This window comes from Thioclava arctica, assembly GCF_040892615.1.
GTDB lineage: Bacteria > Pseudomonadota > Alphaproteobacteria > Rhodobacterales > Rhodobacteraceae > Thioclava > Thioclava arctica.
On record NZ_JBFRYC010000024.1, the window covers coordinates 1 to 22,017 of the forward strand.

Consider the following 22,017-nt stretch of genomic DNA (forward strand, 5'->3'; position numbering starts at 1 on the left):
GCCATGCGGTCATTTGAGAGGCTAGCCATGACGATACCGCTCCTGATCGGATTGCGCAAAACAGCGTGCGATGGTGCGGCAGGGGGCGAGCGTTTGGGGGGATGCGATGATAGACATGGAGATCTCCTATGGTTGGAAAAACCGAGGGGACCGCGGGCAAAGGCCCGGCATGATTGCGTCAAAGCTGCTGGATTTAGACAGTCGTGACCGGCCCCCAAGATGGGGTTCAGTTGGCGCGTATTGCGCGCTGAATATGCCGGATACTGAGTGTCATAGTGCGCGCTGGATAGTTCGGGCGCGGATTGGAGTCAATTCAGGATTTGCCCGGGCAGCCGTCAAGTTGTTGTTCCGCTGCGATAAAAAGCGAATTTTTATGCGGGTGTAATGGCTGGTTGCGTAGGAGGTGCCCATCAAACCCCACCTGAGTGGCAGCGGGTCTTCAGATCACAGCATCTTGGCCGAGATAGCCCAAGGGGCACCGGAAGATTATGATCTTAGCCATAGAGGCTCGCTTATGACCCAACGGATTGCCTCGGCCCCATGTTCGTCATATGTTCTCATTATGCCAGTCTCACACCCGTCCGCCAATCCCTTTAGCACACAGCGTCTTGCACAGGCCGCCTTGGTGGGCATGCTGATCACGGTGCGCTGCCCCGGATGCAACAGGAAGGTTCACTATTGGGCTGCAGATCTCTTGCAGGTTCTGGGCGACCGCAGGCTAGATGAGCCACCTTTTCCCTGCTCGCGCTGCAATAGCCGCGAACTGGATGTTAAATGGCGTGTCCCGGCCCCATCTGAGCTGAGCGACTTGACCGTCCGTCGCCCAGTCCGGCAGGTTGTGCGCTGGATCTGGCGCAATGAGAGGGCCTGAAGCCATGTGCAACCTCTACAGCAATACGACGACGCAAGAAGCAATGCGCGGGCTCTTCAAGGGCCTCTCGGATCGTGTGGGCAACCTCGGGCCGGGCAAGTTTTACCCCGATCAATTGGCCCCCATCATCCGACACGCAGATGACGGATTAGAGTTGGTCACGGCGCGCTGGGGAATGCCCTCACCGCCCTCAGTGCTCAAGACCCAGCGTGATCCGGGCGTGACAAACGTGCGCAACCTGAAATCGCCGCATTGGCGGCGCTGGCTCGGGCCAGAGCATCGTTGCTTGGTGCCCGTTACGGCCTTCGCCGAACCAGTCAAAGGCGGCAACCAGTGGTTCGGAACGGCTGATCCGGGTGTCACGATGTTCTTCGCCGGGATCGAAACCCGCGCCTGGCGATCGGTGCGCAAGGTGAAACATGGTGAGACCGAAGACGACCTCTTTGCCTTCCTGACTTGCCCGCCCAATGCCGAGGTGGCTGCCGTGCATCCCAAGGCGATGCCGGTGATCCTGACCAAGCCCGACGAATGGTAAGCTTGGTTGAAGGCGCCCGTCGAGAACGCGCAAAAGATGCAAAGGCCTCTGCCCGATGGCGATTTGATGCGTATAGTAGACCAGTAGCGCGCATTATAACCAATTTCAAAACAGAGATGCAGTTTACCGGACAAATCGATGGCTTTTATTGCATCCCCATCTCGCAGCTATGTTTAAGATCGGAATGACCAAGCTGCGCAATGTGTCGGTGGAATATCCGGAGACGGCTGCAATCAAACATAAAAGTAATGGAACCAGATCCGAAAGCGGTCACTAGTGCTCAGCGCAGTATTCTGGTCCAGCTGACAATCGCTCAACCTGCACCGATCCGTGCAAACACCACGGCTCCCGTTGCAGCTGAATGAAAGTCATATGGCAAATCAGACTTCCTGCAACTTTTGAGGGTCGGACCCGTCAGTGTGATCGGGCCAAAATATGACATCCAACAGCTCGAAAAAGAACTGCAGAGCAAGCATGCCAAAGCCAAGGGGCAAAAGCGAATAAGGAACCACTGTCGGCGTGCCGAAACTCGACGACACTCGCTCGCCATAGTCCCAAGCTTGATATGCCATCAAAAACCCACGCCACGTCATAATCCCGGCAAATGCGATGCCCGCGATAGCAATGATCGCGCGCGTGATGCGCTTGATCACTGCGGGGGCGTTGTCGACAAAGAAGGTGATCCGGATATGGCTATCGGTGCGCTGAACATCAGCTGCAGCCATAACCGCAACGTAGATGATGAGAAAAGTATTGATCTCAAGTGACCAAGAGGTGGGTGCCGAGAAGACGTAGCGTAGGAGAGCGTCGTAGCAGATTGTAAGAACCATGAATGCCAGGGCAATCTGGCCAATCAACCGTGCGCCTCGAACAATATGTGTAAATATACGTCTCACGGCACCCTCCCGATTAGTTGGCTTGACCAGTGGCCAGCGCGATCGCCCGCTCCCCTAGGTCCTTGCCGACTTCGTCAATCCATGTTGCGCGAACCCCTTGAGCGGCTTTGTCGAGAGCCGTTATATCTTCTGGCGAAGGCTCGATTATCTCAATGCCCGCCTGTTCGACGGTCGGCCAATATTCGTCTTTGTAGATCACGTCATTGGCTTGCTTGGCCCCGTTTGCGTCGAACCATTCAGCGGCGGATTCAAAGGCCGCCTTTGTGTCGGCATCCATCGCGTTCCACCGTTTCGGTGTGACGAAGAGGCCGATGCCAAAGCCTGTAACGGGCAGCTTGTAAACTTGGTGAAGCTGTTCCTGCAGAGACCGACCGATGATCGTGGAAATATTGGCTACGGCGGCGTCGACGGTGCCGCGCTGCAAGCCGAGATAGAGCTCTGAAGATGGGATGCGCACGGACGCGCCGCCAAAATTCTCAATAATTTTTGTGCCTTCAAAGCTAACCACGCGCACTTTCTTACCCTTGATGTCGGCAAGAGAACGGATTGGAGACTTGGCATTTGACCAGATGTATTCGGGCTGAAGGACGTTGCCCATCATCGAGACCATATAGAGGTCTTCCTTCGCCAGTTGCTCATTGATCAGATTAAACAGGGGGCTCCCCTTCTTGAGACGATCTGGGTTCTCATAAAGCGCCTCGATCACACCCGGCAGACCAGTGATGCCCAGAATCGGAACCGATCGTGTGATGTAGCTCGTCGTGTGGAACATAAAATCGATTGTCCCAGCGCGCAGGGCGGGCAATTGTTCATCGGCTTTCAAGAGTTTTGCGCTGTCATAGTAATCGACAGTCACCGCATCGCTGGCGTTGAGACGCTCAACAAACCCAGCCGAACCGTAGGACAACGCCTTATAACTTGGAGGCAGATAGCTCACGCCAGTGAGTTTGGTGTTCGCAAGCGCCGGGGTGCCGGTCACGCTTAGCAATGCGCTCCCCCCCATCAAGGCAGCGCCGATCTTTAAGAAGTTGCGTCTTGTCTGTGTCATTTTAGGTTTCCTCCCTTTGAACTCACAGAAACGAACGGGTCACAATAGGCTTGGAAGCCATAGGCTGAGCCCCGGAAACAGGACGAAAATCATCAGCATCACGAACTGGACCGCCACAAACGGCACGATTGAGCGAACGATTTCCTCCACACTTAGCATCGGACAGACCCCGCGCAGGGCGTAAAGATTGAGGCCCACCGGTGGGGTGACGACGGCGATTTCAAGGTTCATCACCAAAATGATGCCGAACCAAAGCGGATCGTAGCCAAGCGTTTGGATCAACGGCAGAAGGATGGGTGTGGTCACCACGATCAGGGAAACCGCATCGACAAGCATTCCGAGCAAAACCAAGGCCAACATCAATACCACAAGTATCGCCCAACTGGGCAAACTGGTTGCAGTAAGCCCCTCCGCGACGATTTCGGGCACGCGCACAAGGTTTAGATAATCGCCGAAAATCTTGGCGCAGCCGATAATTAGCAAAATGGTGCTTGAGACCTTGACCGACGAGGCAAAGATCGCTCCTAGAGTGCGCCAAGTGAGAGTGCGAAATACCAGAGCAGCAATCAAGAAGGCCCCCGCCGCACCAAAGGCCGCAGCCTCGGAGGGGGTCGCAATTCCCGTATAAATTGCGCCGAGAACGATAACCACAAGCAGGAGCGCGTGCCAGATCCCAGCTAAGGATCTGACCTTTTCTCCCATTGATGGCGCGGGCCCTGTCTCAAGTGGTGCCTGATCGGGATTAAGCAAAACACGGATATAGATGTAGAGCGCGAGCGCCGCCGCCAATGCGAGGCCGGGCACGATACCCCCGATAAACAGTGCCCCCACCGAGACACCCGATACCGCACCATAAATGATGAAGGGGACTGAGGGGGGGATCAGCATTGCCAACGCGCCAGAAGACGCAACCGATCCGGCAGCCAAGCCGCGCGAATAACCGCGCTCTAGCATCTGTGGCACGGCAATAGAGCCAACAGCGGCAACGCCCGCGACCGAAACGCCAGAAACTGCGCCGAAGATTGCCGAGGCGCCAACTGTTGCGATTGCAAGTCCACCGCGCAGCCAATGCAACCAGAGTGCTGCGGCATTAAACAGGTTCTTCCCGACCGGTGTTGCGCCCAGCAAGTTGCCCATCAGTATAAAAAGCGGCAAGGCAATCAGCTCGAACGAATTGAGCTGGCCGAAAAAGGACGTGGGCGCAAAGAAGAATGCAATCGAGCCGCGCGCCATCCAAAGCCCAAGCAATCCGCTCGCACCAAGCGCTAAAAAAATCGGTGCGCCGATTCCTATTAGGCCAAGCAGCGTAACGACCACGATCACTGGTTCGATCATTTGCCCCCCCCGCTCGCTTGCGTGCGAAGTCGCATCAGATCCTCACCTTGCGGCCACCGCGCGGCGCGCCAGATTTGCATATCTCCCCGCTCCATTTCAGAGGCCATAGGGGATAAAGAGTGCGAGGCCGGGCACCACGCACATCACCACAGCGATCAGCAACATGAGTAAAACGAAGGGCGTCACCCCGCGAATGACTGTCCCAAGTCCGGTTCCCGCGATCGCCTGAATGACAAACAGATTCAGCCCGACCGGGGGCGTAATGAGTGCAATTTCGATCAACAAAACGAAATACACGCCGAACCAGACCGGATCGATTCCAAGACCAAGCACTGTGGGAAGAAAGACCGGGACCATAATCAACAGCATCGACATGCTTTCGAGAAAAAGTCCCACGAAGAGCAGAATAGTCGAGACGATCAAAAGAAAGACCCAGCGATTATCACCGGCGATTTCGAACATATGCGCAACCTGCGCTGGGATTTGGTAGAGCGTAATTGCACGCCCGAAGACTTTGGCACCGATTACGATCAGGAAGATGACAGACGTCGTCATCACCGAATCCCGAACCGCCGCAAGAAAATCACGCCAACTCAGTGACCGTTGCATGACAGTGATGAGTAGCGCCACCGACGCACCGATACCCGAAGCTTCCGTCGGGGTGAAAGCTCCTGAATAGATGCCGCCAAGCATAATCGCCGCAAGCAACGCCGATGGCATGGCGCGACGGCTTGCCGAGAAGCGCTCTGTCCAGCTGGCCTTTTCACTGCGCACGGCGCGCGTGCCGAATGACGCTGCGACAACCGCATAAATTCCAAAAAGCAGGATCAGAGCAAGACCAGGGCCAATGCCTGCAAGAAAGAGTTTTCCTATGCTCTGCTCGGCGATCACGCCATAAACGATGAGCGGCACGGATGGCGGGATCAGGATACCAAGCGTGCCTCCAGCCGCTAACAGCCCCAAAGTGAAGGATTTTCCATATCCTCTTTTGGTCATTTCCGGAATTGCGACCGTGCCTACCGTCGCCGCTGTTGTCACCGAACTGCCCGAAATTGCCGCGAATATGCCGCAAGAGAGAAGCGCTGCGATCCCCAAGCCGCCTGGAAGGTGGCCCACCCAACTTTGCACCGCGACGAAAAGATCGCGCCCGACCCCTCCGCGCAACAAGATGTTGGACATCAACAGGAAGAGCGGCACCGCCAACAGCACGAAATCATTCACGCCACCAAAGAGGTTTGATGGGATCAGAGCGAGTGGCAATCCCTTGGCCACGATCAATAGCGTTCCGAAGGTCACGAGACCGAAGGCAACCGGCAGGCCGGTCAGGAGCAGAGCAATCAGCCCCAGGATGATTAGGACCGGGATCATATACTGCCCTCTCCGGTATCATGGAATTCAGGATCTTCCGCGTGAGAGAACGTGGGTGCAGGCCGGATCCACAGGCGCGCGGCATCTGCAAAGGCCTGAAGCGCGAGAAGTGCGTAACCTAGCACGACCGGCGACTCGATAATCCATTGCGGCAATTGAAGCATGCTTGCGGTGCGCCGCCCCATTTCAAAGCTTTCGACAAGTTCGCCAAAGCACAACCATACAGCCAAAATCGAGAACGCTCCGATCACGAGGAGCGAGAACAACTCCGCTAGCCGTGCGATAGTCGGGCTGCGCCCGCCGATCAGCGCGGTGATCCGGATCATGCGCCGGTTGCGCAGGCTTTGTGCCATCGCGATAAATGTAAGCCAGAGCATCAGAGTCGTAGCAACGTCTGCCGTCCAACGCGTAGGCGCATGCAAAATATACCGAGCAAGAGCTTCGTAGCTGACCATCGCGCAGATCGCGATGATCGCTAGATCTGCCCCCCATGCCGCGATGGAGGACAAAGAATCGATAGCCCGCAGCGCGCGCGGCCCGTCCGGTGAGGCGGAGGCCCGATCACGGACCTCCGGCGGAATGTTATTTTTTTCGATCATGACGCGATGTCGAGATCAGTAGAGCGCACGGACGTCGTCGACGAGTTTTTGTCCGACGGGACCAGCATCTTTGATGTAGATATCGATTGCCGGTGCAGCGGCTTTTTGCCATTGCGCCATCTCATCCGGGGTAAGTTCGGTCACGGTGGCGTTGCCGCTATCTTGCAGCCATTTCGCCGCGTCTTCATTTTCCTGCTGCGTCTTGGCGCGCATATCCATCTCTGCGTCATGCGCGGCTTCGTCGACCCAACCCTTTTCCTCGTCGCTAAGTGAATTGTAGACGTCAGGATTAATGACGACGATAAATTCGGCCAACGAATGGTTGGTCATCGTGACGTTGTTCATCACCTCGTAAAGCTTACGAGACTTCACAGCCGTTGTGCCACTCATGCCGATATCAACTGTGCCACGCTGATAAGCCATGAACTGCTCAGAACCGCCCATCACGACTGGCGTGCCACCCACGGCCTCGATGAAATCACCTGATGGTTTACCAAGGGCGCGCACTAGCTTTCCCTTCATGTCAGCGGGTGTGCGGATTGGATTGTCCTTGGACAGAATCTGCACCGGTCCATAATCCTGCCACCATAGAACTTTGGTCCCGGTCTTGCCGATCAGATCGTCGAAAGTCTTGCGCACCGGGCTGTCGGGTTCAGCCGCCTTCGCAAGCACCTCGTAACTCGGAAACAAGAAGGGCTCGCTGAAAATGCCCGCAGCCGGAACAGTGCCAGAATATTCATCGGCCAGAACTACGCCCATATCAATCGCGCCGCTTGCAACAGCCTTTGGCACTTCGCTGCCTTTGAATAGTTGGGCGCTGTCGTAGATCTCGACCTTCATATCCCCTTTTGAAAGGGCCTCGAGCTTGTCCTTAAAGGTAACGACATTCGCTCCGATGGGATGATCGACAGAAACTTGCACTGTCGCGCGTAGTGTCTTCTCGGCCAAGGCTTGCCCCGTTGTGCCAACCAGTGCGCTTCCCGCCAGCATTGCGGTCAAAACGTAAGATCTCATGGTATTCCTCCCAGATGTGTCGGCTCCTCAACCGGCGAATAACGGGCAGTTTTCAACTGCCCAATGACCCCCGCGTCCTTCCTCCAAAGGAGAGCGAGAGAGCTTTCTCAGATCACGCCTTTCGCCCTCAGTTGTGCAAGGCGATCAGAACTCATTTTAAGACTCCCACTCAGAACCTCATCGGTGTGCTCGCCCAATTCCGGTCCGACGTGACGGATCTCGCCGGGTGTGTCGGATAACCTTGGCGCGACATTCTGCATCCGGATTGAGCCGAAATCTCGATGTGGCAATTCGACGATTGCCTCGCGCGCCTTGAAATGGGGATCATCCACCATCTCAGCTGCGCTGTAGATCAACCCACATGGAACGCCGTTCTCGTGAAGCAACTCTTCCAGAGTCGCGAGGTCAAGCGTGCGGGTCCAGTCGTTGATCTTGTTGTCGAGCTCTTTCATATTCTTGCCGCGCGCCGAATGCGTGGCGTAGCGCGCGTCTTCGGACAGTTCAGGTTGGCCCATCGCCGTCGCCAGTCTGCGGAAAACGGTATCTTGATTGGCGGCGATCAACAAAAGCTTACCGTCTTGGGTTTCAAAGACATTGGAGGGCGACACATTGGGAAGTGTCGCGCCAGTGCGCTCGCGGACATACCCCGCGACGTCATATTCGCTCACAGTGCTTTCCATCATCGCCAACACTGCCTCGTAAATGGCACTGTCGACAACTTGTCCCCGACCACTGTTCTCACGCGCATGCAATGCCATAAGCGCGCCCATGCAGGCGTAAACCGCGGCAAGTTCATCCCCGATCGAAATCCCCATGCGGCTCGGTGGCGTCGAGGGATCCCCAACGACATAGCGAAGCCCACCCATTGCTTCGCCGATCGCGCCATAGCCGGCGCGTTTCGAATAGGGACCAGTCTGGCCAAACCCAGTGACGCGCACCATGATTAGGCGCGGATTTATCTTTTTGAGCTCTTCGTAACCGAGGTTCCAACGCTCCATCGTGCCGGGTCGGAAATTTTCGATCAAGATGTCGGTTGAGCGTATAAGTTCGCGAACGATCTCCTGACCTTCCTCAGTGCGCAGGTTCAAGGTTAGAGACTTTTTGTTGCGTGCCACTATCGGCCACCAGAGTGATTTCCCGTGTGGCTTTTCTTGCCCCCACACGCGCAGTGGATCGCCCGTTCCAGGTTGCTCGCACTTAATTACCTCGGCTCCGAAATCTGCCAGCAACTGTCCGCAGAACGGCCCCGCCAGAAGCTGCCCCATTTCAAGCACGCGGATATCATTGAGTGGACCGCGTCGCGCGGCTGCCCCTTCGGTTGCCATCAGTATTCTGTCCCTTTCACGCGTCGATGCCTGCAAACGGGCGTATCGACTCTCCTCGAAAATAATGTATACATTTTTTAAGTGATGGCACAACGAATTTTGTGATGCTCGGGGGAACCATGGACAATGATGTTGAAATAGTTGATGTTTCTTTGCGGGACGGCATTCAGAACGAAAAAGTGATCCTAGGTTTGGATGCAAAGATTCGTATTCTGAACGCCGCTATCGCAGCAGGTGCGCGTCGAGTTGAGATCACAAGCTTCGTTAACCCCACCAGAGTGCCTCAGATGGCCGATGCCGAGGCTTTTTGCGCAGAACTACCACGCGACGGCATGCGCTATATCGGCCTTGTGCTCAATCATCGCGGGTTTCTGCGCGCCCAAAAGGTGGGGATCGATGAGATCAACTATGCCATCGTGCTGAGCGACACGTTCAGCCAGCGCAACCAAGGAATGAGCACTGCCGAAGGTATTACGCAATGGCATCAAATCGCCGCCGAAGTTGAGGACCGGACGAAAACCAATGTCACCTTCGCAGCTGGATTTGGTTGCCCATTCGAGGGCGAAGTGCCTGTCGTGCGGCTTCTAGATGTGCTCGATAGGGTGATGCTGAACCCGCCCGACGAACTCACTCTTGCAGATACGATCGGCGTAGCCTCTCCGCAGAATATCATCGAGCGAGTCTCAGCAGTGCGCGCGCGCTATCCCGATTTGCCGATCCGTCTGCATCTGCACAATACCCGTAACACCGGGCTCGCAAACGCTTGGGCCGGATATCAAGCCGGGGTGCGCTCCTTCGATGCGGCACTTGGCGGCGTAGGCGGCTGCCCCTTTGCGCCACGCGCGACTGGCAACGTGCCAAGCGAAGACCTTGTTTACATGTTCGAGCGCTCAAATATCGAAACTGGGTATGATCTAGAAAAGGCGATCGAAGCCGCAAAAGAACTTGAGGCCGCGCTCGGCCACACAGTTCCAGGTATGCTAATGAAGGCGGGAGGTTTTCCGCATTCACAGCATGCCTGAACGAGAGAATAATGAGGACAGGAATGGCAAAAGCGACAGAAGGAAGCGAGCGTGTCGGGGCCGCCGAACAGGCATATCTTGCGATCAGAAAGCAGATTTTCTCTGGTCATTTTTCTGAAAACGAGCGCATCACCGAGGCAGAGTTCGCTAAAAGTTTGCAGATGTCGCGCACGCCGATCCGAGAGGCGGTGAAACAACTTTTACTCGAGGGCCTGTTGACGCGAGATGCAGGGCCGGGGCTGCGAGTGGTGGATCTCGGGGCGGACGAGATCGAGCAAATCTTTCAAATTCGTCTGCGGCTTGAATCCTATGCGGCTCAGCGCGCCGCAGGGCTAGCAACCAAGGCGGAATGCGACGAGCTACAGACCCTAGCTAAGCGCATGCAAGCCCATGTTCCGCCTCGCGATGAAGCCGATTACAGGGCCATCACCGAGGCCAACGGGGCCTTTCATAACTTGATCTTGATTGCATCACGCTCGCCCCGACTTGAGGCGATGCTGTCTCTCGTCGTCAATCTCGCACTTGTGGCGCGCACTTTCCATAACTACGACGAGACGGCTATCCGACGCTCTGCCGCGCATCACATAGAGATTGCCGACGCTATATGCGCTGGCGATCCCGACTGGGCCAGAGTTGCCATGCAAACGCACCTGCATGCTGCCGCCTCGAATGCACGCGAAGGATTTCGGTTTGCCGGGTCTTGCAGCGGATGTTCTTGACCAGCTTGTCAGCCGCGTCCTTCGAAATTTTAGGTTTATTCTTCATCTCGATCTCCTAATCGATAAGATGAACCAGAAATCCTTCGTTGTTCAAATCCCCAAATCAGTCCCATGGGGGCTGACGTCAGACATGATTGTAGAAGTCGATCCACTTCCTGACGCCTGCCTTCGCCTCTAATCCAATTTCCCAAGCATGCAGGTAGAGACATTCATACTTCAGGGACCGCCCGAGCCGCTCGACGAAGTTATTCGTCGAGGAAACGGCCTTTTCCATCCATTGATATGTTCAAATTTGACCGGCGCAGCCGATCCGTCCACGCAAATGATGCGAACTGGCTGCCCTGACGCGGCAATCCCGGAAGGTCGCTTGTTCAACTGGCGCGCGAGGCAAGGCCGCAAAACCTTTTCGAAGAATTGTGCGAAAAAACGGCTTTGAGAGCCGTCGTGTGGCCTTCTGAGCCAACAAACTCAAGGGACTCGCCTGACAATCGCATCATGCGAAAAATTAACCATTTAGTTTCAATTACTTATACATTCACAACGCGGACAAAAACGAGTAACATCCACCCAACAACCTCCTCCGTCCCAAGGATGACACTGCCGCCATGACTGCCTCGAGACCCACCCGCGCCATGCAACCCTACCTCAAACGGATTGAGCACCTGCGCTCTCTCAGGGGCCGAGGCTCGGATTTTCAGAAATTGAGACGGCACATCCGAGAGGATCCTGCCCTGAGCCCTCTCTATCAGACCTATCTTTCCCTGATCACACTGAAGGATATGGGCGTAGCTGAAACGCGCGGCGTCTTCGAAATCGTCTGTTTTGAGGATTGGATCATTAGCCTCAGCACATCCATCCCTTCGATTGAGGATCTTGCGGATGCCCCCCTTCTTCAAAGGTGGTGCCCGATCAAGGAAAGTGGTGTTCCCTTGCTTTTCGGACAAGTTTCCGGCCACCCGCATCTGCGCGAGGGCGCGCGCGTCCGGACGTCGCCTCTCATGAACATGCAACCTGCTAAGGGTTGGGCCCGGAGTTGCAATCGGTTCTACAATCTCGGTGAACGTGATGACGGGTTCTTGGCGGAACTTCGCAAAGACGGACGCCTCGCACCGAGTGCGCATCGTCTTGATCCCTTCTAAGGCGAGTTCTGAACCGCGCTGTGGTGAAGGGGATCAACAGCCCATCGCGCACAAGACCCGCCAGCCCTGTCCTTGAAGTCGTGGAAACAATCATGACCAACACGCTAATCCTCGCCGACCTGCATCTCGACCTCTGGCATCAGGTGGGTCTCAACCCGCTTGATCAGATCGACTTCAACGGTGTCGAGTTGCTGATTATCGCCGGCGATTTGACCAACAAACCGCGGGTGCGCTGGAAACAGGCCTTAGCGCTGATCGGTGAACGCATCCCGCTGGATCGGGTGCATGTGTTCCCGGGCAACCACGACTATTATGACTTCCGTCTGGATGGCGATGACCGGCTTGCCGAGATTGCCCTGACAGCCGGCGCCAAGTTCGCGCAGAAATCCGTGATCACCTACGGCTCCACGCGCTACCTGTGCTGCACACTCTGGACCGATATGCGCATGGGCACTGGAACGTTGGAAGAGAATGCCGCCGAGGCTGCGCGGATCATGAACGATTACCGCTATATCCGGGTCGCGCACGCGGGCTTTCGCAAAGCGCGCCCGCTCGACACGGTTGCGCTGCATCGTGAGCATGTCGCATGGCTGGAGGCGCAGTTGTCAGAGCCGTTTGCAGGTGAGACCGTCGTCGTGACCCATCATGCGCCCCATGCTTTCGCGCTGTCGCCGGGCGGCCCGGTGCCGCAAGCCTATGCTTCGGACCTGAGCGATCTGATCAACCGCTTCCATCCCGATCAATGGCTCTTCGGGCACACCCACTTGGCAGCAGAGTTTCAGATCGGAACGACCAAGCTGCGCAATGTCTCGGTGGGGTATCCGGCGAAGGCGCGCAGAGCAAAGGAACCGCGCGATGGTTCGTGACGATCTTGTTTGCAGTATCGTGCGTGCCGCCGCGCTTTGGCACAACGATGCGTAAATGCAGGGATTTGCTCGCGACAGTCACGCTCGAAGATGTAGAAAATCCAAAGACGAAACTGCAAGCGCGCTGGAAGGCGCCTTTTCCCTTGGACCTCGGCAAGATCCGTTCGGAGCTCAGTCTGCGAATGCGCACCGCAAAGCGGCGCTCAGCATTGGACACCGGCACTTCAGCACCGTGACGGTCCTTGCGCATAGAATTTCGAAGCCCGGGAAATCGCCGCTCCGCCGACGAAACATCACGCGACTTCAAATGGCGAATTGTCGTTACGAAATTGAAATCATTAAGGATATCGTCTCTATTCTCCCGCTAGAACAATTCCGCACCGTGCGACTCAGATATCAAGTGGCCAGAAAGTGCCCATTACCGTGCTCTGCAATAAGTTGATCCAGAAGCCTCTGTTCGCGTGGAGTGATTGCATCATGATCAACAAACCGCCAGTTGCGCTCGTAGAGGGTAAGTGCAGTCTCACCGTCCACAACTGCATCGTCAGGACGGTTCCAGCATAGCTGGCGTAGCTGCGGGTATTCATTCACTTTGATGATCATATCATCCTCAGAGGCTTCATGATCGCCGATGTCTATCAAACACCGGTAACATTGTGGGAGCTAGAAAAATCTTCCGATGAGGTGATCTGAGCCCCGGAAACTGGACCGTTTGAAGCTGGAGTTTTCCGCTACGCTTCCTTGGACAGATAATGCAAACGGTGAAGTCCGAGACATCTCTTGTCCCGGACTAAACGATTTCATTGCCAATTAGCCTAATCTCCAGAAAGCAACGCTTCATGTTTGAATGGCGTGCAGAGCCGTCTTTACTCTAGTTGCCCCTGACCGCGCGGGTCCTTTACGAAGCCTTCTGCGTTCGGCATCGTGATTCTAGCGAAGCTTTCCGAATTCAGCTCTGTCTCTGGGTTTTCGTCGATGATCCCGCTGCGCCCTAGAATATAGGCGGCGACCGCATAGACTTCATCCGGCGACAGTGATCCAGGTGTGTCCATCGGCATGGCGCGATGAACATAGTCGAACAACGTGCTGGCATATGGCCAATAGCTTTCGACAGTCTTCACCGGGTTTTCGCTTGCAAGGCTACCGCGACCACCAATGAGTTTCGGCGCTCCCAGCTCGGCGATGCCTTCAAGGTCTTCGCCATGGCAGGCTACGCAGCTATCCGCATATAGCGCTTCGCCTTCGGCATATGTCCCGCTGCCTTCGGGCAAGCCCCGGCCGTCTGCCATCACATCTATGTCGATCCGGGCGATTTCTTCCTGCGATGCCGGGCTTCCGATGCCGTATCTATTCGCAGCCAGATCAATCGGTGTGGCATCGCCCGCACTTGACCGTGGGGGCGCCGCGGGCGCGCGTTCGCCAGTGTCGTTAATTTCTGCAGGAATTGCCGCGACAGTTCTTGCTGAATTTTCTGTCTGTGCATTGGCCACCCCACTGGCTGCAAAGCAGAACAGCACCAGAGTAAGGTTTGTAAGGTTACGCGTGGACATTGGTCACCTCCCCATCAGGCGCGATATGCCAGCTTTGAATCGCATTCAAATGATAGACTGACTTCAGCCCGCGGACCTCTACCAGCTTGGCAAGTGTCGGTTGCGTATATCCTGTGTCATCAACCGCGCGGCTTTGAAGGACAGCCTCCTCTCCTTTCCATACCCAAGGAAGCCGGAACCGCGTGTGGCATTTCGGCAAAACCGGGCCGTTGAGTTCTGCTTCCTGCCAGGTTGCACCTCCGTCGGCGGACACCTCAACCTTAGTGATGGCGCCGCGGCCCGACCATGCAAGACCGGTGACCTCATAAAACCCCGGACGCGGTAGCTTCATTGCGCCGGACGGAAATGTGATGACAGATTTTGCGTCCATTTCCAGCGAGAACTGTCGCGCAGTGCCATCCGGCATCAGGTCTGTATATTTTGATGTCTCTTCGCGCGTCATGAACGGTTTGTCGCTGACTTTCAGCCGGCGCAACCATTTGATATGGGTATTCCCTTCATAACCCGGCAATAACAAACGTAGTGGATAGCCTTGTTCGGGCCGCAGCGCCTCGCCATTTTGGGCATAGGCCAGAATTGCATCATCCATCGCCTTATCAATCGGCACGGATCGCGTCATCACTGCGGCGTCGGAACCTTCGGCTAAAATCCAAGCCGCCCCGTCTTTTATCCCGGCTATTTCCAGCACAGTTGACAGCCGGACACCGGTCCATTCGGAAGTCGAAGTCAAACCATGTGTGCCTTGAACCGTCTTAAGGGTCGGTTGCGCCCATTCGGTCAGGCCGTTGCCCGAGCATTCAATAAAATGCAGGCGGCTGACGGATGGCAGCCGCTTCAGATCATCCATCGTGAAGCGCATAGGCTGATCGACCATGCCATGCAGGATCAATTCATGGGTCTGAGGGTCAATCGCGGGAATGCCCCCATGATGGCGTTCAAAATGCAGCCCCGACGGCGTGATGATTCCAAATCCCGCAGCAAGCGGTGTCATCGACCAGCTAGAATCTAGGCTGGCAGTGGGATAGCGCCATCTCAACTCATTCTCGAACTGGGACCTTGATCCATAGCCCCCGTCATCAAGTATCGTGCGGCCCTGTTCTTTCGTCGGATCTGGTTGAACCGGATATTCCACTGCACCAGGGGGAGCCTCGGCCATTGCACGTCCCGCCGCTAGAACACTGCCTCCTGCGGCGAACCCCGCTGCAAGAACACGTCGACGGGTCAGCCCGTTGAACATTCCGTTTTTACAATCGCAATCTTCGTCGGCGTTTCCGCTGAGGATCCGGTTTTCCAAAGCAACCAGCCCTTCGGCCATTTGCCTTTCTACGAGTCCGTATCTTGATGGTGGAAACCTCTCATCCCTTGGCATCACGTCCTCCCAAGACCGGTGTCATTTGCAGCGCGCAATCTTGTTGCTGGGTTTCATACTGACACAGAATGCGAGATTCGTTAAATCAGAAGGCAATTGACCAGAACGAGGGATCCCCTTCCCCTTATGGAAGACGCTTGTTCAACGAAATGTTTGCAAAGCGCCGCCTAGAAAATAACACCCGCAGCTTTCAAGCGTTCTATTTCGGTGGCGACCACATGGGAGAATGCCAACCCTATTCCGTTAAGCGGGCGATCCTTGGGCACGAACTGCGCAATTTCCCAACGGATGGTTGGCAAAAGCGGGTGATCCACAGCTTTGGACCGATCAAGCAACAACAGGGCAACCGGATCTACAATCGCCAACCCCAGCCCCGCCTCAACAAGACGCACCACCCCGTGCAATGTGCGCGTCTCCGCGATGATATTGCGTTCGACGTTAATCGTCTGCATCAAGTTATCTACCCGAGTGCGCAGCGGGCTTCCCGGCGCGAGTTCGACAAAGGTCTCACGCCGCAAACGGGGCAATGGGATTTCGCCCGACGTGTTGAGCGCATGATCTATCGGCAAGATGCATCGTGCTTCGCATGTCGCTAAGGGCGTCACATCTGCGCCGTAAGGATCCGCATCAAGAGTAATGCCCAGCGCCATATCGCAACTGCGCTCACTAATTGCGCGAAGAATTTCGTTCATGCCGACATCCAGCAACCGCACGCTGACCTGCGGGTGCGTTTTCTGAAAGGCGCGCAACGCACTTACAAGGAAGGTATCGCAAAAAATCGGTTGAGCTGCGATCACAAGCTGACCGCGCTGATTATTGGCGATGGCCGTCGCTTCCTCGTTGAGAGCGCGAATGCTAGCAAGGCTGCGCGTTACGGTCAGGTGGAATTGAAACGCTTCGGGCGTGGGCACCAACTTGTTTCGTTTGCGTAAAAAAAGTGCAAAGCCCAGTTTTTTTTCGAGAGCAGTCAACAATCGACTGATCATGGGCTGGCTCAGACCGGTCTCTTCCGCAGCGCTCTTCATCCCTCCAAGTCGCAAATAGGCGTCGAATGCCTCAAGTTCGCGAATTTTGACCATCTTGGCTCTCTCAGTATGTGATTCATGCATACTATCATCTTTTCTTGCTCAAAAAGGAATACTGTGAATTCTCATTCTGAACACACTTTGGCCGAGTGGCCACAACATGGAGGCTTCTAAAAAATGAAAAAACTGCTTTCCTCAATCGCCGTCGCAGCGACTTTGGCTGCGGGCACGGTTTACGCAGGAGATTACCCCGATCAAGCGGTGACGCTGGTTGTGCCCTATGGTCCGGGTGGCGCGTCAGACTTGGCGGGACGCGCGCTTGCCGAAGCCGCGAAACCTTATCTGGGAGAGCCAATGACCGTGGTCAATAAACCCGGTGCTGGTGGCATGAATGGCGCTCGCTCAGTATCTGAGGCCGATCCCAATGGGTATACGCTTTTGCTTGCCCGCGTTGGTATGGCTTTGACGCCCGCAGTCAATCCGCAGGCTTCGGTGGATTGGGACGCCTACACCTTCCTCGGTGCGCTGGAAGCTACTCCGATGATCCTCGCTGTAAAAGGTGACTCGCCTTACAACTCGGTTGAGGACCTTCTCAAAGCGATCAAGGACAGCAATGGCAGAATGTCATATGCCGCCTCGGGTGCGACCGCTATTGACGGGTTCTCCACGCAATCGCTGCTATCTGATGCCGGCCTAGATCCGCTTACCGCAGCAACTCTCGTGCCCTACAAGGGCGGTGGCGCACTGGCGACCGCATTGCTGGGAGGCCACGTCGATTTTCTTGCAATTTCGGCAGGGTCTCTGATCCCGCATATCGAAAGCGGCGACATGAAAGCCCTGATGGTATTTGCACCTGAACGGATGGAAAAGCTGCCCAACGTGCCGACCGCAACTGAGCTTGGCTACAAACAAGCGGGTCAAGTGACGGGTTGGAGCGCCTTGTATGGTCCCAAAGATCTCCCGGCAAATGTCGTCGCCAAATGGAACGACGTTCTGAGCAAAGTCGCGACGGATAAGACCTGGCTGACCCTCGCTCAGCGCCGTGGCTCGATCTCGACGGTGGGTAAGGTCGACATGCCGGCCTACGCCAAAGAACAATACGACTTGTTCCATGGGCTCGCGAAAAAATTCGGCTACCTCCCGGCCGAATAATTCCGCTTAGACGATATGGCGCGGCCCTTTTGTTGGGCCGCGCCATTTGATGAGGAGATCCCGATGCAGACGTCCGTGTTTCGTGGCCCACTTTTCAGGGGGCTCGCTATTTTCCTATTCTTTACCGTCGTCGCCCTTGTGCTGATACCGATCTATGTTCAGCGCCCCGCGTTCATTCCGGGCTTCGCGCCGCCGCCTGACATGTGGCCACGCACCGTATCAATCATCGGTGCCGCTTTGGGTCTTTTGGACATGGCTTTTGCCCTAACCGGTCGTGCCGCAGCGTCCGAAACTATCGACAAGGACGGAGCACATACGAAATCTCATTTGCTGCGGTTTCTCGGTGTGCTGCTAGCCTTTGCCGGCTTTCTCGCTCTCGTCCCGTTTATCGGATTTCTCGTCGCCTCAATGGCCCTCACCTTGGCAGCAATTCTATTGACGGGCGAACGAAGCTATCGGTTCTGGATCGCCGCTCTATCCGTCCTCGGACCAATCCTGCTTGTGAGCTTTTTTCATTCCGCGCTCGGGACACAGTTCCCACTCGGCGCATTGGCCAAATCTTTTGGCTTCTGATCGGAGACCGTGATGCTGCATGAGATTCTTTCCGCGCTTCAAGCGGTAGCAACTTGGCAAAACCTGCTGATCATGGTTGCCGGAATATGGGGCGGCGTGATCGTCGGTGCGATCCCCGGGATGACCGGAACGATGGCCGTAACCCTTGCTCTACCCTTTACTTTTTATATGGATCCGGTCCCCTCGATCTTGTTGCTTGTCGCGCTCTATAAGGGCTCGACCTATGGCGGGTCTGTCTCGGCCATTTTGATCAAGACGCCAGGCACAGCATCGGCAGCTTGCACCGCGCTTGACGGCTATCCACTTGCACAACAAGGCAAGGCCGGTAAGGCGCTCAACATGGCGCTGTATTCTTCAGTGATCGGTGATTTCATCTCCAACCTATCGCTGATTTTCCTAGCTGCGCCGCTGGCAATCCTTGCCCTGCGGGTGGGACCGCCGGAATATTTCATGCTGATGTTGTTTGCGTTGACGACTGTGGCGGGCGTTTCAGGGAATTCGCTCTTGCTCGGCGCGGTATCTGCGGCTTTTGGGCTTTTGCTCGCAACAGCTGGCGAAGACATGTATGGCTCGTTTCGCTTCGCCTTCACCAATGACATGCAGGCGGGACTATCGGTGGCGCCGGTCTTGATCGGGCTTTTCGCGCTGCCCGAATTGATCAAGTTGGTCGTGTTTCGCGCTGTGCGCCGCGATGAGGCCGCCAAGCTTGGCGATCAACATGTGACCCGAGCAGAGTTTATGGGGTCGCTTAAATCCATTCTGCGCGGGTCCGCCATTGGCGCCGTGCTTGGAGCCATCCCTGGCATCGGCCCCTCTGCGGCAGCATTCTTCTCGTATGGCGAGGCGCAACGCACCTCGAAGAACCGCGACAATTTCGGCAAGGGTGAGATCGAAGGCATCGCAGCCTCTGAATCAGCGAATAACGGTGCCTGCGGTGCGACAATGATCCCGCTACTGGCGCTTGGCGTGCCTGGTGATGTGATTACCGGGGTAATGCTTGGTGCCTTCATGATCCAGGGGCTCACCCCAGGGCCTCTTCTGTTCCAGACCAACATTCACGAGGTCTACATGCTCTTTATCGGCATGATGCTTTCCTCTGTCTTGTTGTTCGGCGCAGGCAAAATCACGATGCGCATGTTTTCATATGTCGCGCATATCCCTCAGACCCTGCTGACAGCTGCCGTGCTGCTGCTCTGCCTGTTCGGGATTTACTCGATTTCTTCGAGCATGTTCGATGTGGCGATTTTGCTGATCATGGGGGTTGTCGGGTTCATTATGTTCCTGATGAACATCCCCGCCGCCCCCTTCCTAATCGCGTTTATTCTCGGCCCGATGATCGAGGAGAATCTCCGCCGCGCCCTCGCAATTTCGCGCGGCGATCCGTCAGTGCTGCTGTCCTCGCCGATTACGTGGATTTTCGCCGTGCTGATCGTCTTTGTCGTCGGGCTGACCGTTCGACGCGAGTTCCATAAGTTCAATACAAGAAAGGCCTGAGAGAAATGAGCCTCACAATCGCAGCCCCAGCCGTCCAAAACGATGCCCTGGACAAAGCCAAGGGTCATCTGGGGGCGCTGATCGGCTATGATACCGTTTCGAAACACTCAAACCGGGCGTTGATTGATCATATGGCGGAGCATTTTAAAAAGCTCGGTGCCGATGTCGTCATCCTGCCCGATGCAAGCGGCGAAAAGGCTAACCTCATCGCGCGCTTCGGCCCTGCCGATGTGCCCGGTGTCGTGTTGTCTGGACATACTGATGTCGTGCCCGCGAACGAAGAAACTTGGGTGACGCCGCCTTTTACGATGGATGAGCGTGAAGGGCGGCTTTATGGGCGCGGATCTTGCGACATGAAGGGCTTTGCCGCTTGCGTCATGGCTACTGTAGAAAACGTGGACATCCGTGCGCTGAGCCGTCCGCTATATTTGTGCTTTTCGCATGATGAAGAGATTGGCTGTCTCGGGGCGCCTGCGATTGCGCGCTACCTTGCTGCGCTAGATGTCCCGCCGGAATTGGCGATTATAGGAGAGCCGTCGAACATGGCGTTGGTGACCGGGCAAAAGGGCAAGATCGCCATGCGCGCCCATGTCACTGGCACCTCGGGGCATTCCTCTTTCGCACCCACGCACGTGAATGCTATAGAATTCGCAGCGCTGGCAATTGAGCGGATTGCACAACGCGCCGCGCGTTACGCACAAGAAGGCCCTTTCGATTCAGAGTTCACCGTCCCCCACGCCACAATGCTTACCACGATGATCCGCGGCGGGGTTGCGACCAATGTTACGCCCGCAAATTGTAGCTTTACCTTTGAATTGCGCTCCATCAGCGGCATGGATCCAGAAGCAGACATGCAGGCGCTCTTAGCTGAAATCGAAGCTGATATCGGCATGCAAATGGCAGCGAAATCATCCCAAAGCGGTATCACCTGGGAACGCATTTTTGCCTATCCGCCAATGGGTGAAGCGCGCGAGACAAAAGGGTTTGCACGCTATGCCCATCTCATGCCTGACTGGGGCGGGAAAGTGTCTTATGGTTCGGAAGGCGGCGTGTTTGAAACGATCGGGCATATCCCTTCCGTTATAATCGGGCCAGGCTCCATCGAACAGGCGCATAAGCCCAATGAGTTTGTGGAGGTGTCACAGATCGACGCCTGTCTTCGCTTTCTCGGTGCTTTGACTGCAGACCTGACCGAACCATTTGCCTGAGCAACGCTTTTGGTTCGGGCGACTCTCCTTTGAGCTTTTGGCTTTATCGTAGATCTGTATTTGGGATGCATCCGCCCCCGCTGGCATACATGTGCCACGTTAGGCGGTTACATCGCCCCGGCGTTGTTGCAGGGCACTCGCTTGAGGTCTGACTTCCCATTAAGACGGCACACGCCGACCCCCATCAGGGGCCGGCATGCCTTCACTGGTATAGCGGCGCGACGGGGTCACGCAACGCCTCCACAAGTTTCCCGATCTGGCGCAAGCTGATCCCTTCGGGGCGTGCGGACATGCGCTCGATGAACACGCGGCAGCGGTCGCGCTCGGCCTCCCATTCGCACCCCACCGTCAGCCGGTCAAAATGCGCAATCGCATCTGTCGCCGAAAGGTTGGGCAGGATGAACAGCCGCGCGCGATCACGCAGCGGCGCGGGGATGCCCTCCAGATTATTCGCCGTCATGATCCAGATAACCCGCGACATGTCGACAGGAATGCGCAGATAGGGGCATTCAAAATGCCGTGCCGTGCCGGGCTCCAGCATCTGCAGCAGCGAGGTCGTGAGGCTGGTCGAGGTGCCTCGCGTGCTATGGGCCGTTCCCGCCTTATCGACCTCATCCACGATCATCAGCGGATTGGCGACCCGCGTCGCAAGCATGGTCTCCACAGGCAGACCAGATTGCGCGGTTGCCCACCCCTTTTCCGTGCCCGAGATCCGGAAGCCTGCGCTGCCAGCACCGACATCGATCATGCGCACCGGCAGGCCGGCAAGCTCGGCCAGCTTGCGCGCATAATGCGATTTCCCGATGCCGGGCGGCCCCACAAGAATGACCGGAGGCAATGTAAGGCCGCGCCCACCGGACGCCACATGCTGCAGCATCTGGTGCATGATCCAGGTCGAGACCTCGCGCA

The 22,017-nt window shown here is 56.1% G+C and carries 22 protein-coding genes; 9 read left to right on the forward strand and 13 right to left on the reverse strand.

What is annotated here, in order from left to right; genetic code table 11:
* The first annotated feature begins 857 nt into the window (after nucleotides 1–857).
* A complete protein-coding gene (locus AB4874_RS19040; protein WP_368393180.1) occupies nucleotides 858–1,406 on the forward strand; it encodes an SOS response-associated peptidase family protein in 549 nt (182 codons plus the stop codon).
* A gap of 380 nt (nucleotides 1,407–1,786) precedes the next feature.
* Here the strand turns inward: AB4874_RS19040 and AB4874_RS19045 are convergent, their stop codons facing one another.
* The 7 genes from AB4874_RS19045 to AB4874_RS19075 all read right to left on the reverse strand — a co-directional run bounded on the left by AB4874_RS19045 (nucleotide 1,787) and on the right by AB4874_RS19075 (nucleotide 9,084).
* Nucleotides 1,787–2,302: a TRAP transporter small permease gene (locus AB4874_RS19045; protein ID WP_368393181.1), complete on the reverse strand. Its 516-nt coding sequence runs from the start codon at nucleotides 2,300–2,302 to the stop codon at nucleotides 1,787–1,789.
* A 13-nt stretch (nucleotides 2,303–2,315) separates the two neighbouring features.
* Nucleotides 2,316–3,350 carry a TRAP transporter substrate-binding protein gene (locus AB4874_RS19050; protein WP_368393182.1) on the reverse strand — a complete coding sequence of 345 codons (1,035 nt, stop codon included), beginning with the start codon at nucleotides 3,348–3,350 and terminating at the stop codon, nucleotides 2,316–2,318.
* A gap of 39 nt (nucleotides 3,351–3,389) precedes the next feature.
* Nucleotides 3,390–4,685: a TRAP transporter large permease gene (locus AB4874_RS19055; protein ID WP_368393183.1), complete on the reverse strand. Its 1,296-nt coding sequence runs from the start codon at nucleotides 4,683–4,685 to the stop codon at nucleotides 3,390–3,392.
* Nucleotides 4,686–4,781: 96 nt separating this feature from the next.
* The gene (locus tag AB4874_RS19060; protein ID WP_368393184.1) at nucleotides 4,782–6,053 is read right to left on the reverse strand and encodes a TRAP transporter large permease; all 1,272 of its coding nucleotides are present in this window, start codon (nucleotides 6,051–6,053) and stop codon (nucleotides 4,782–4,784) included.
* Nucleotides 6,050–6,652, reverse strand: a complete 603-nt coding sequence (locus AB4874_RS19065; RefSeq protein ID WP_368393185.1) for a TRAP transporter small permease — start codon at nucleotides 6,650–6,652, stop codon at nucleotides 6,050–6,052. The genes AB4874_RS19060 and AB4874_RS19065 overlap by 4 nt, the downstream gene beginning before the upstream one ends.
* A gap of 15 nt (nucleotides 6,653–6,667) precedes the next feature.
* Nucleotides 6,668–7,600 carry a TRAP transporter substrate-binding protein gene (locus tag AB4874_RS19070; protein WP_368393186.1) on the reverse strand — a complete coding sequence of 311 codons (933 nt, stop codon included), beginning with the start codon at nucleotides 7,598–7,600 and terminating at the stop codon, nucleotides 6,668–6,670.
* A 173-nt stretch (nucleotides 7,601–7,773) separates the two neighbouring features.
* A complete protein-coding gene (locus tag AB4874_RS19075; RefSeq protein ID WP_368393187.1) occupies nucleotides 7,774–9,084 on the reverse strand; it encodes a CaiB/BaiF CoA transferase family protein in 1,311 nt (436 codons plus the stop codon).
* Nucleotides 9,085–9,110: 26 nt separating this feature from the next.
* On the opposite strand from AB4874_RS19075, the gene AB4874_RS19080 reads away from it, so the two are divergent.
* Entirely contained in the window at nucleotides 9,111–10,013 is a 903-nt protein-coding gene (locus AB4874_RS19080) for a hydroxymethylglutaryl-CoA lyase (RefSeq protein WP_368393189.1), read from the forward strand.
* Nucleotides 10,014–10,036: 23 nt separating this feature from the next.
* Complete coding sequence (locus tag AB4874_RS19085; protein ID WP_368393190.1) at nucleotides 10,037–10,732, forward strand: GntR family transcriptional regulator; 696 nt, start codon at nucleotides 10,037–10,039, stop codon at nucleotides 10,730–10,732.
* Nucleotides 10,733–10,856: 124 nt separating this feature from the next.
* Here the strand turns inward: AB4874_RS19085 and AB4874_RS19090 are convergent, their stop codons facing one another.
* On the reverse strand, nucleotides 10,857–11,006 hold the full coding sequence (locus AB4874_RS19090; protein WP_438273506.1) for an integrase core domain-containing protein: 150 nt from the start codon (nucleotides 11,004–11,006) through the stop codon (nucleotides 10,857–10,859).
* Between the two features lie 505 nt (nucleotides 11,007–11,511).
* Between AB4874_RS19090 and AB4874_RS19095 the strand changes: the two genes are divergently transcribed.
* Both AB4874_RS19095 and AB4874_RS19100 read left to right on the forward strand, forming a co-directional pair.
* On the forward strand, nucleotides 11,512–11,871 hold the full coding sequence (locus tag AB4874_RS19095; RefSeq protein ID WP_368393201.1) for a DUF6634 family protein: 360 nt from the start codon (nucleotides 11,512–11,514) through the stop codon (nucleotides 11,869–11,871).
* A 92-nt stretch (nucleotides 11,872–11,963) separates the two neighbouring features.
* Entirely contained in the window at nucleotides 11,964–12,737 is a 774-nt protein-coding gene (locus AB4874_RS19100) for a metallophosphoesterase (RefSeq protein ID WP_368393191.1), read from the forward strand.
* A 396-nt stretch (nucleotides 12,738–13,133) separates the two neighbouring features.
* On the opposite strand, the gene AB4874_RS19105 is transcribed toward AB4874_RS19100, so the two are convergent.
* The 4 genes from AB4874_RS19105 to AB4874_RS19120 form a co-directional block, all read right to left on the reverse strand.
* A complete protein-coding gene (locus tag AB4874_RS19105) occupies nucleotides 13,134–13,340 on the reverse strand; it encodes a hypothetical protein (protein ID WP_368393192.1) in 207 nt (68 codons plus the stop codon).
* A 263-nt stretch (nucleotides 13,341–13,603) separates the two neighbouring features.
* A complete protein-coding gene (locus AB4874_RS19110; RefSeq protein WP_368393193.1) occupies nucleotides 13,604–14,287 on the reverse strand; it encodes a c-type cytochrome in 684 nt (227 codons plus the stop codon).
* The gene (gene soxC, locus AB4874_RS19115; protein WP_368393194.1) at nucleotides 14,274–15,602 is read right to left on the reverse strand and encodes a sulfite dehydrogenase; all 1,329 of its coding nucleotides are present in this window, start codon (nucleotides 15,600–15,602) and stop codon (nucleotides 14,274–14,276) included. The genes AB4874_RS19110 and soxC overlap by 14 nt, the downstream gene beginning before the upstream one ends.
* A 221-nt stretch (nucleotides 15,603–15,823) precedes the next feature.
* The gene (locus tag AB4874_RS19120; RefSeq protein WP_368393195.1) at nucleotides 15,824–16,735 is read right to left on the reverse strand and encodes a LysR family transcriptional regulator; all 912 of its coding nucleotides are present in this window, start codon (nucleotides 16,733–16,735) and stop codon (nucleotides 15,824–15,826) included.
* A gap of 123 nt (nucleotides 16,736–16,858) precedes the next feature.
* Here AB4874_RS19120 and AB4874_RS19125 point away from each other — a divergent pair, with 123 nt between their 5' ends.
* The 4 genes from AB4874_RS19125 (at nucleotide 16,859) to argE (ending at nucleotide 21,108) form a co-directional block, all read left to right on the forward strand.
* A complete protein-coding gene (locus tag AB4874_RS19125; RefSeq protein ID WP_368393196.1) occupies nucleotides 16,859–17,833 on the forward strand; it encodes a Bug family tripartite tricarboxylate transporter substrate binding protein in 975 nt (324 codons plus the stop codon).
* Between the two features lie 63 nt (nucleotides 17,834–17,896).
* The gene (locus tag AB4874_RS19130) at nucleotides 17,897–18,406 is read left to right on the forward strand and encodes a tripartite tricarboxylate transporter TctB family protein (protein ID WP_368393197.1); all 510 of its coding nucleotides are present in this window, start codon (nucleotides 17,897–17,899) and stop codon (nucleotides 18,404–18,406) included.
* A 12-nt stretch (nucleotides 18,407–18,418) separates the two neighbouring features.
* The gene (locus tag AB4874_RS19135) at nucleotides 18,419–19,900 is read left to right on the forward strand and encodes a tripartite tricarboxylate transporter permease (protein ID WP_368393198.1); all 1,482 of its coding nucleotides are present in this window, start codon (nucleotides 18,419–18,421) and stop codon (nucleotides 19,898–19,900) included.
* A gap of 5 nt (nucleotides 19,901–19,905) precedes the next feature.
* Nucleotides 19,906–21,108: an acetylornithine deacetylase gene (gene argE, locus AB4874_RS19140; RefSeq protein ID WP_368393199.1), complete on the forward strand. Its 1,203-nt coding sequence runs from the start codon at nucleotides 19,906–19,908 to the stop codon at nucleotides 21,106–21,108.
* Nucleotides 21,109–21,310: 202 nt separating this feature from the next.
* Here the strand turns inward: argE and AB4874_RS19145 are convergent.
* Nucleotides 21,311–22,017: AAA family ATPase (locus AB4874_RS19145; RefSeq protein ID WP_368393200.1), on the reverse strand; the 707-nt coding region annotated here is incomplete at its 5' end.

Excerpts from the sequence above, each read along its gene's own strand:
- AB4874_RS19065 (WP_368393185.1), bottom strand. The coding sequence starts at position 6,652 with ATGATCGAAAAAAATAACATTCCGCCGGAGGTCCGTGATCGGGCCTCC.
- AB4874_RS19060 (WP_368393184.1), bottom strand. The coding sequence starts at position 6,053 with ATGATCCCGGTCCTAATCATCCTGGGGCTGATTGCTCTGCTCCTGACC.
- argE (WP_368393199.1), top strand. The coding sequence starts at position 19,906 with ATGAGCCTCACAATCGCAGCCCCAGCCGTCCAAAACGATGCCCTGGAC.
- AB4874_RS19055 (WP_368393183.1), bottom strand. The coding sequence starts at position 4,685 with ATGATCGAACCAGTGATCGTGGTCGTTACGCTGCTTGGCCTAATAGGA.
- AB4874_RS19130 (WP_368393197.1), top strand. The coding sequence starts at position 17,897 with ATGCAGACGTCCGTGTTTCGTGGCCCACTTTTCAGGGGGCTCGCTATT.
- AB4874_RS19085 (WP_368393190.1), top strand. The coding sequence starts at position 10,037 with ATGGCAAAAGCGACAGAAGGAAGCGAGCGTGTCGGGGCCGCCGAACAG.
- soxC (WP_368393194.1), bottom strand. The coding sequence starts at position 15,602 with ATGGCCGAAGGGCTGGTTGCTTTGGAAAACCGGATCCTCAGCGGAAAC.
- AB4874_RS19120 (WP_368393195.1), bottom strand. The coding sequence starts at position 16,735 with ATGGTCAAAATTCGCGAACTTGAGGCATTCGACGCCTATTTGCGACTT.
- AB4874_RS19050 (WP_368393182.1), bottom strand. The coding sequence starts at position 3,350 with ATGACACAGACAAGACGCAACTTCTTAAAGATCGGCGCTGCCTTGATG.
- AB4874_RS19125 (WP_368393196.1), top strand. The coding sequence starts at position 16,859 with ATGAAAAAACTGCTTTCCTCAATCGCCGTCGCAGCGACTTTGGCTGCG.
- AB4874_RS19090 (WP_438273506.1), bottom strand. The coding sequence starts at position 11,006 with ATGGAAAAGGCCGTTTCCTCGACGAATAACTTCGTCGAGCGGCTCGGG.
- AB4874_RS19095 (WP_368393201.1), top strand. The coding sequence starts at position 11,512 with ATGGGCGTAGCTGAAACGCGCGGCGTCTTCGAAATCGTCTGTTTTGAG.
- AB4874_RS19080 (WP_368393189.1), top strand. The coding sequence starts at position 9,111 with ATGGACAATGATGTTGAAATAGTTGATGTTTCTTTGCGGGACGGCATT.
- AB4874_RS19105 (WP_368393192.1), bottom strand. The coding sequence starts at position 13,340 with ATGATCATCAAAGTGAATGAATACCCGCAGCTACGCCAGCTATGCTGG.
- AB4874_RS19040 (WP_368393180.1), top strand. The coding sequence starts at position 858 with ATGAGAGGGCCTGAAGCCATGTGCAACCTCTACAGCAATACGACGACG.
- AB4874_RS19110 (WP_368393193.1), bottom strand. The coding sequence starts at position 14,287 with ATGTCCACGCGTAACCTTACAAACCTTACTCTGGTGCTGTTCTGCTTT.
- AB4874_RS19135 (WP_368393198.1), top strand. The coding sequence starts at position 18,419 with ATGCTGCATGAGATTCTTTCCGCGCTTCAAGCGGTAGCAACTTGGCAA.
- AB4874_RS19100 (WP_368393191.1), top strand. The coding sequence starts at position 11,964 with ATGACCAACACGCTAATCCTCGCCGACCTGCATCTCGACCTCTGGCAT.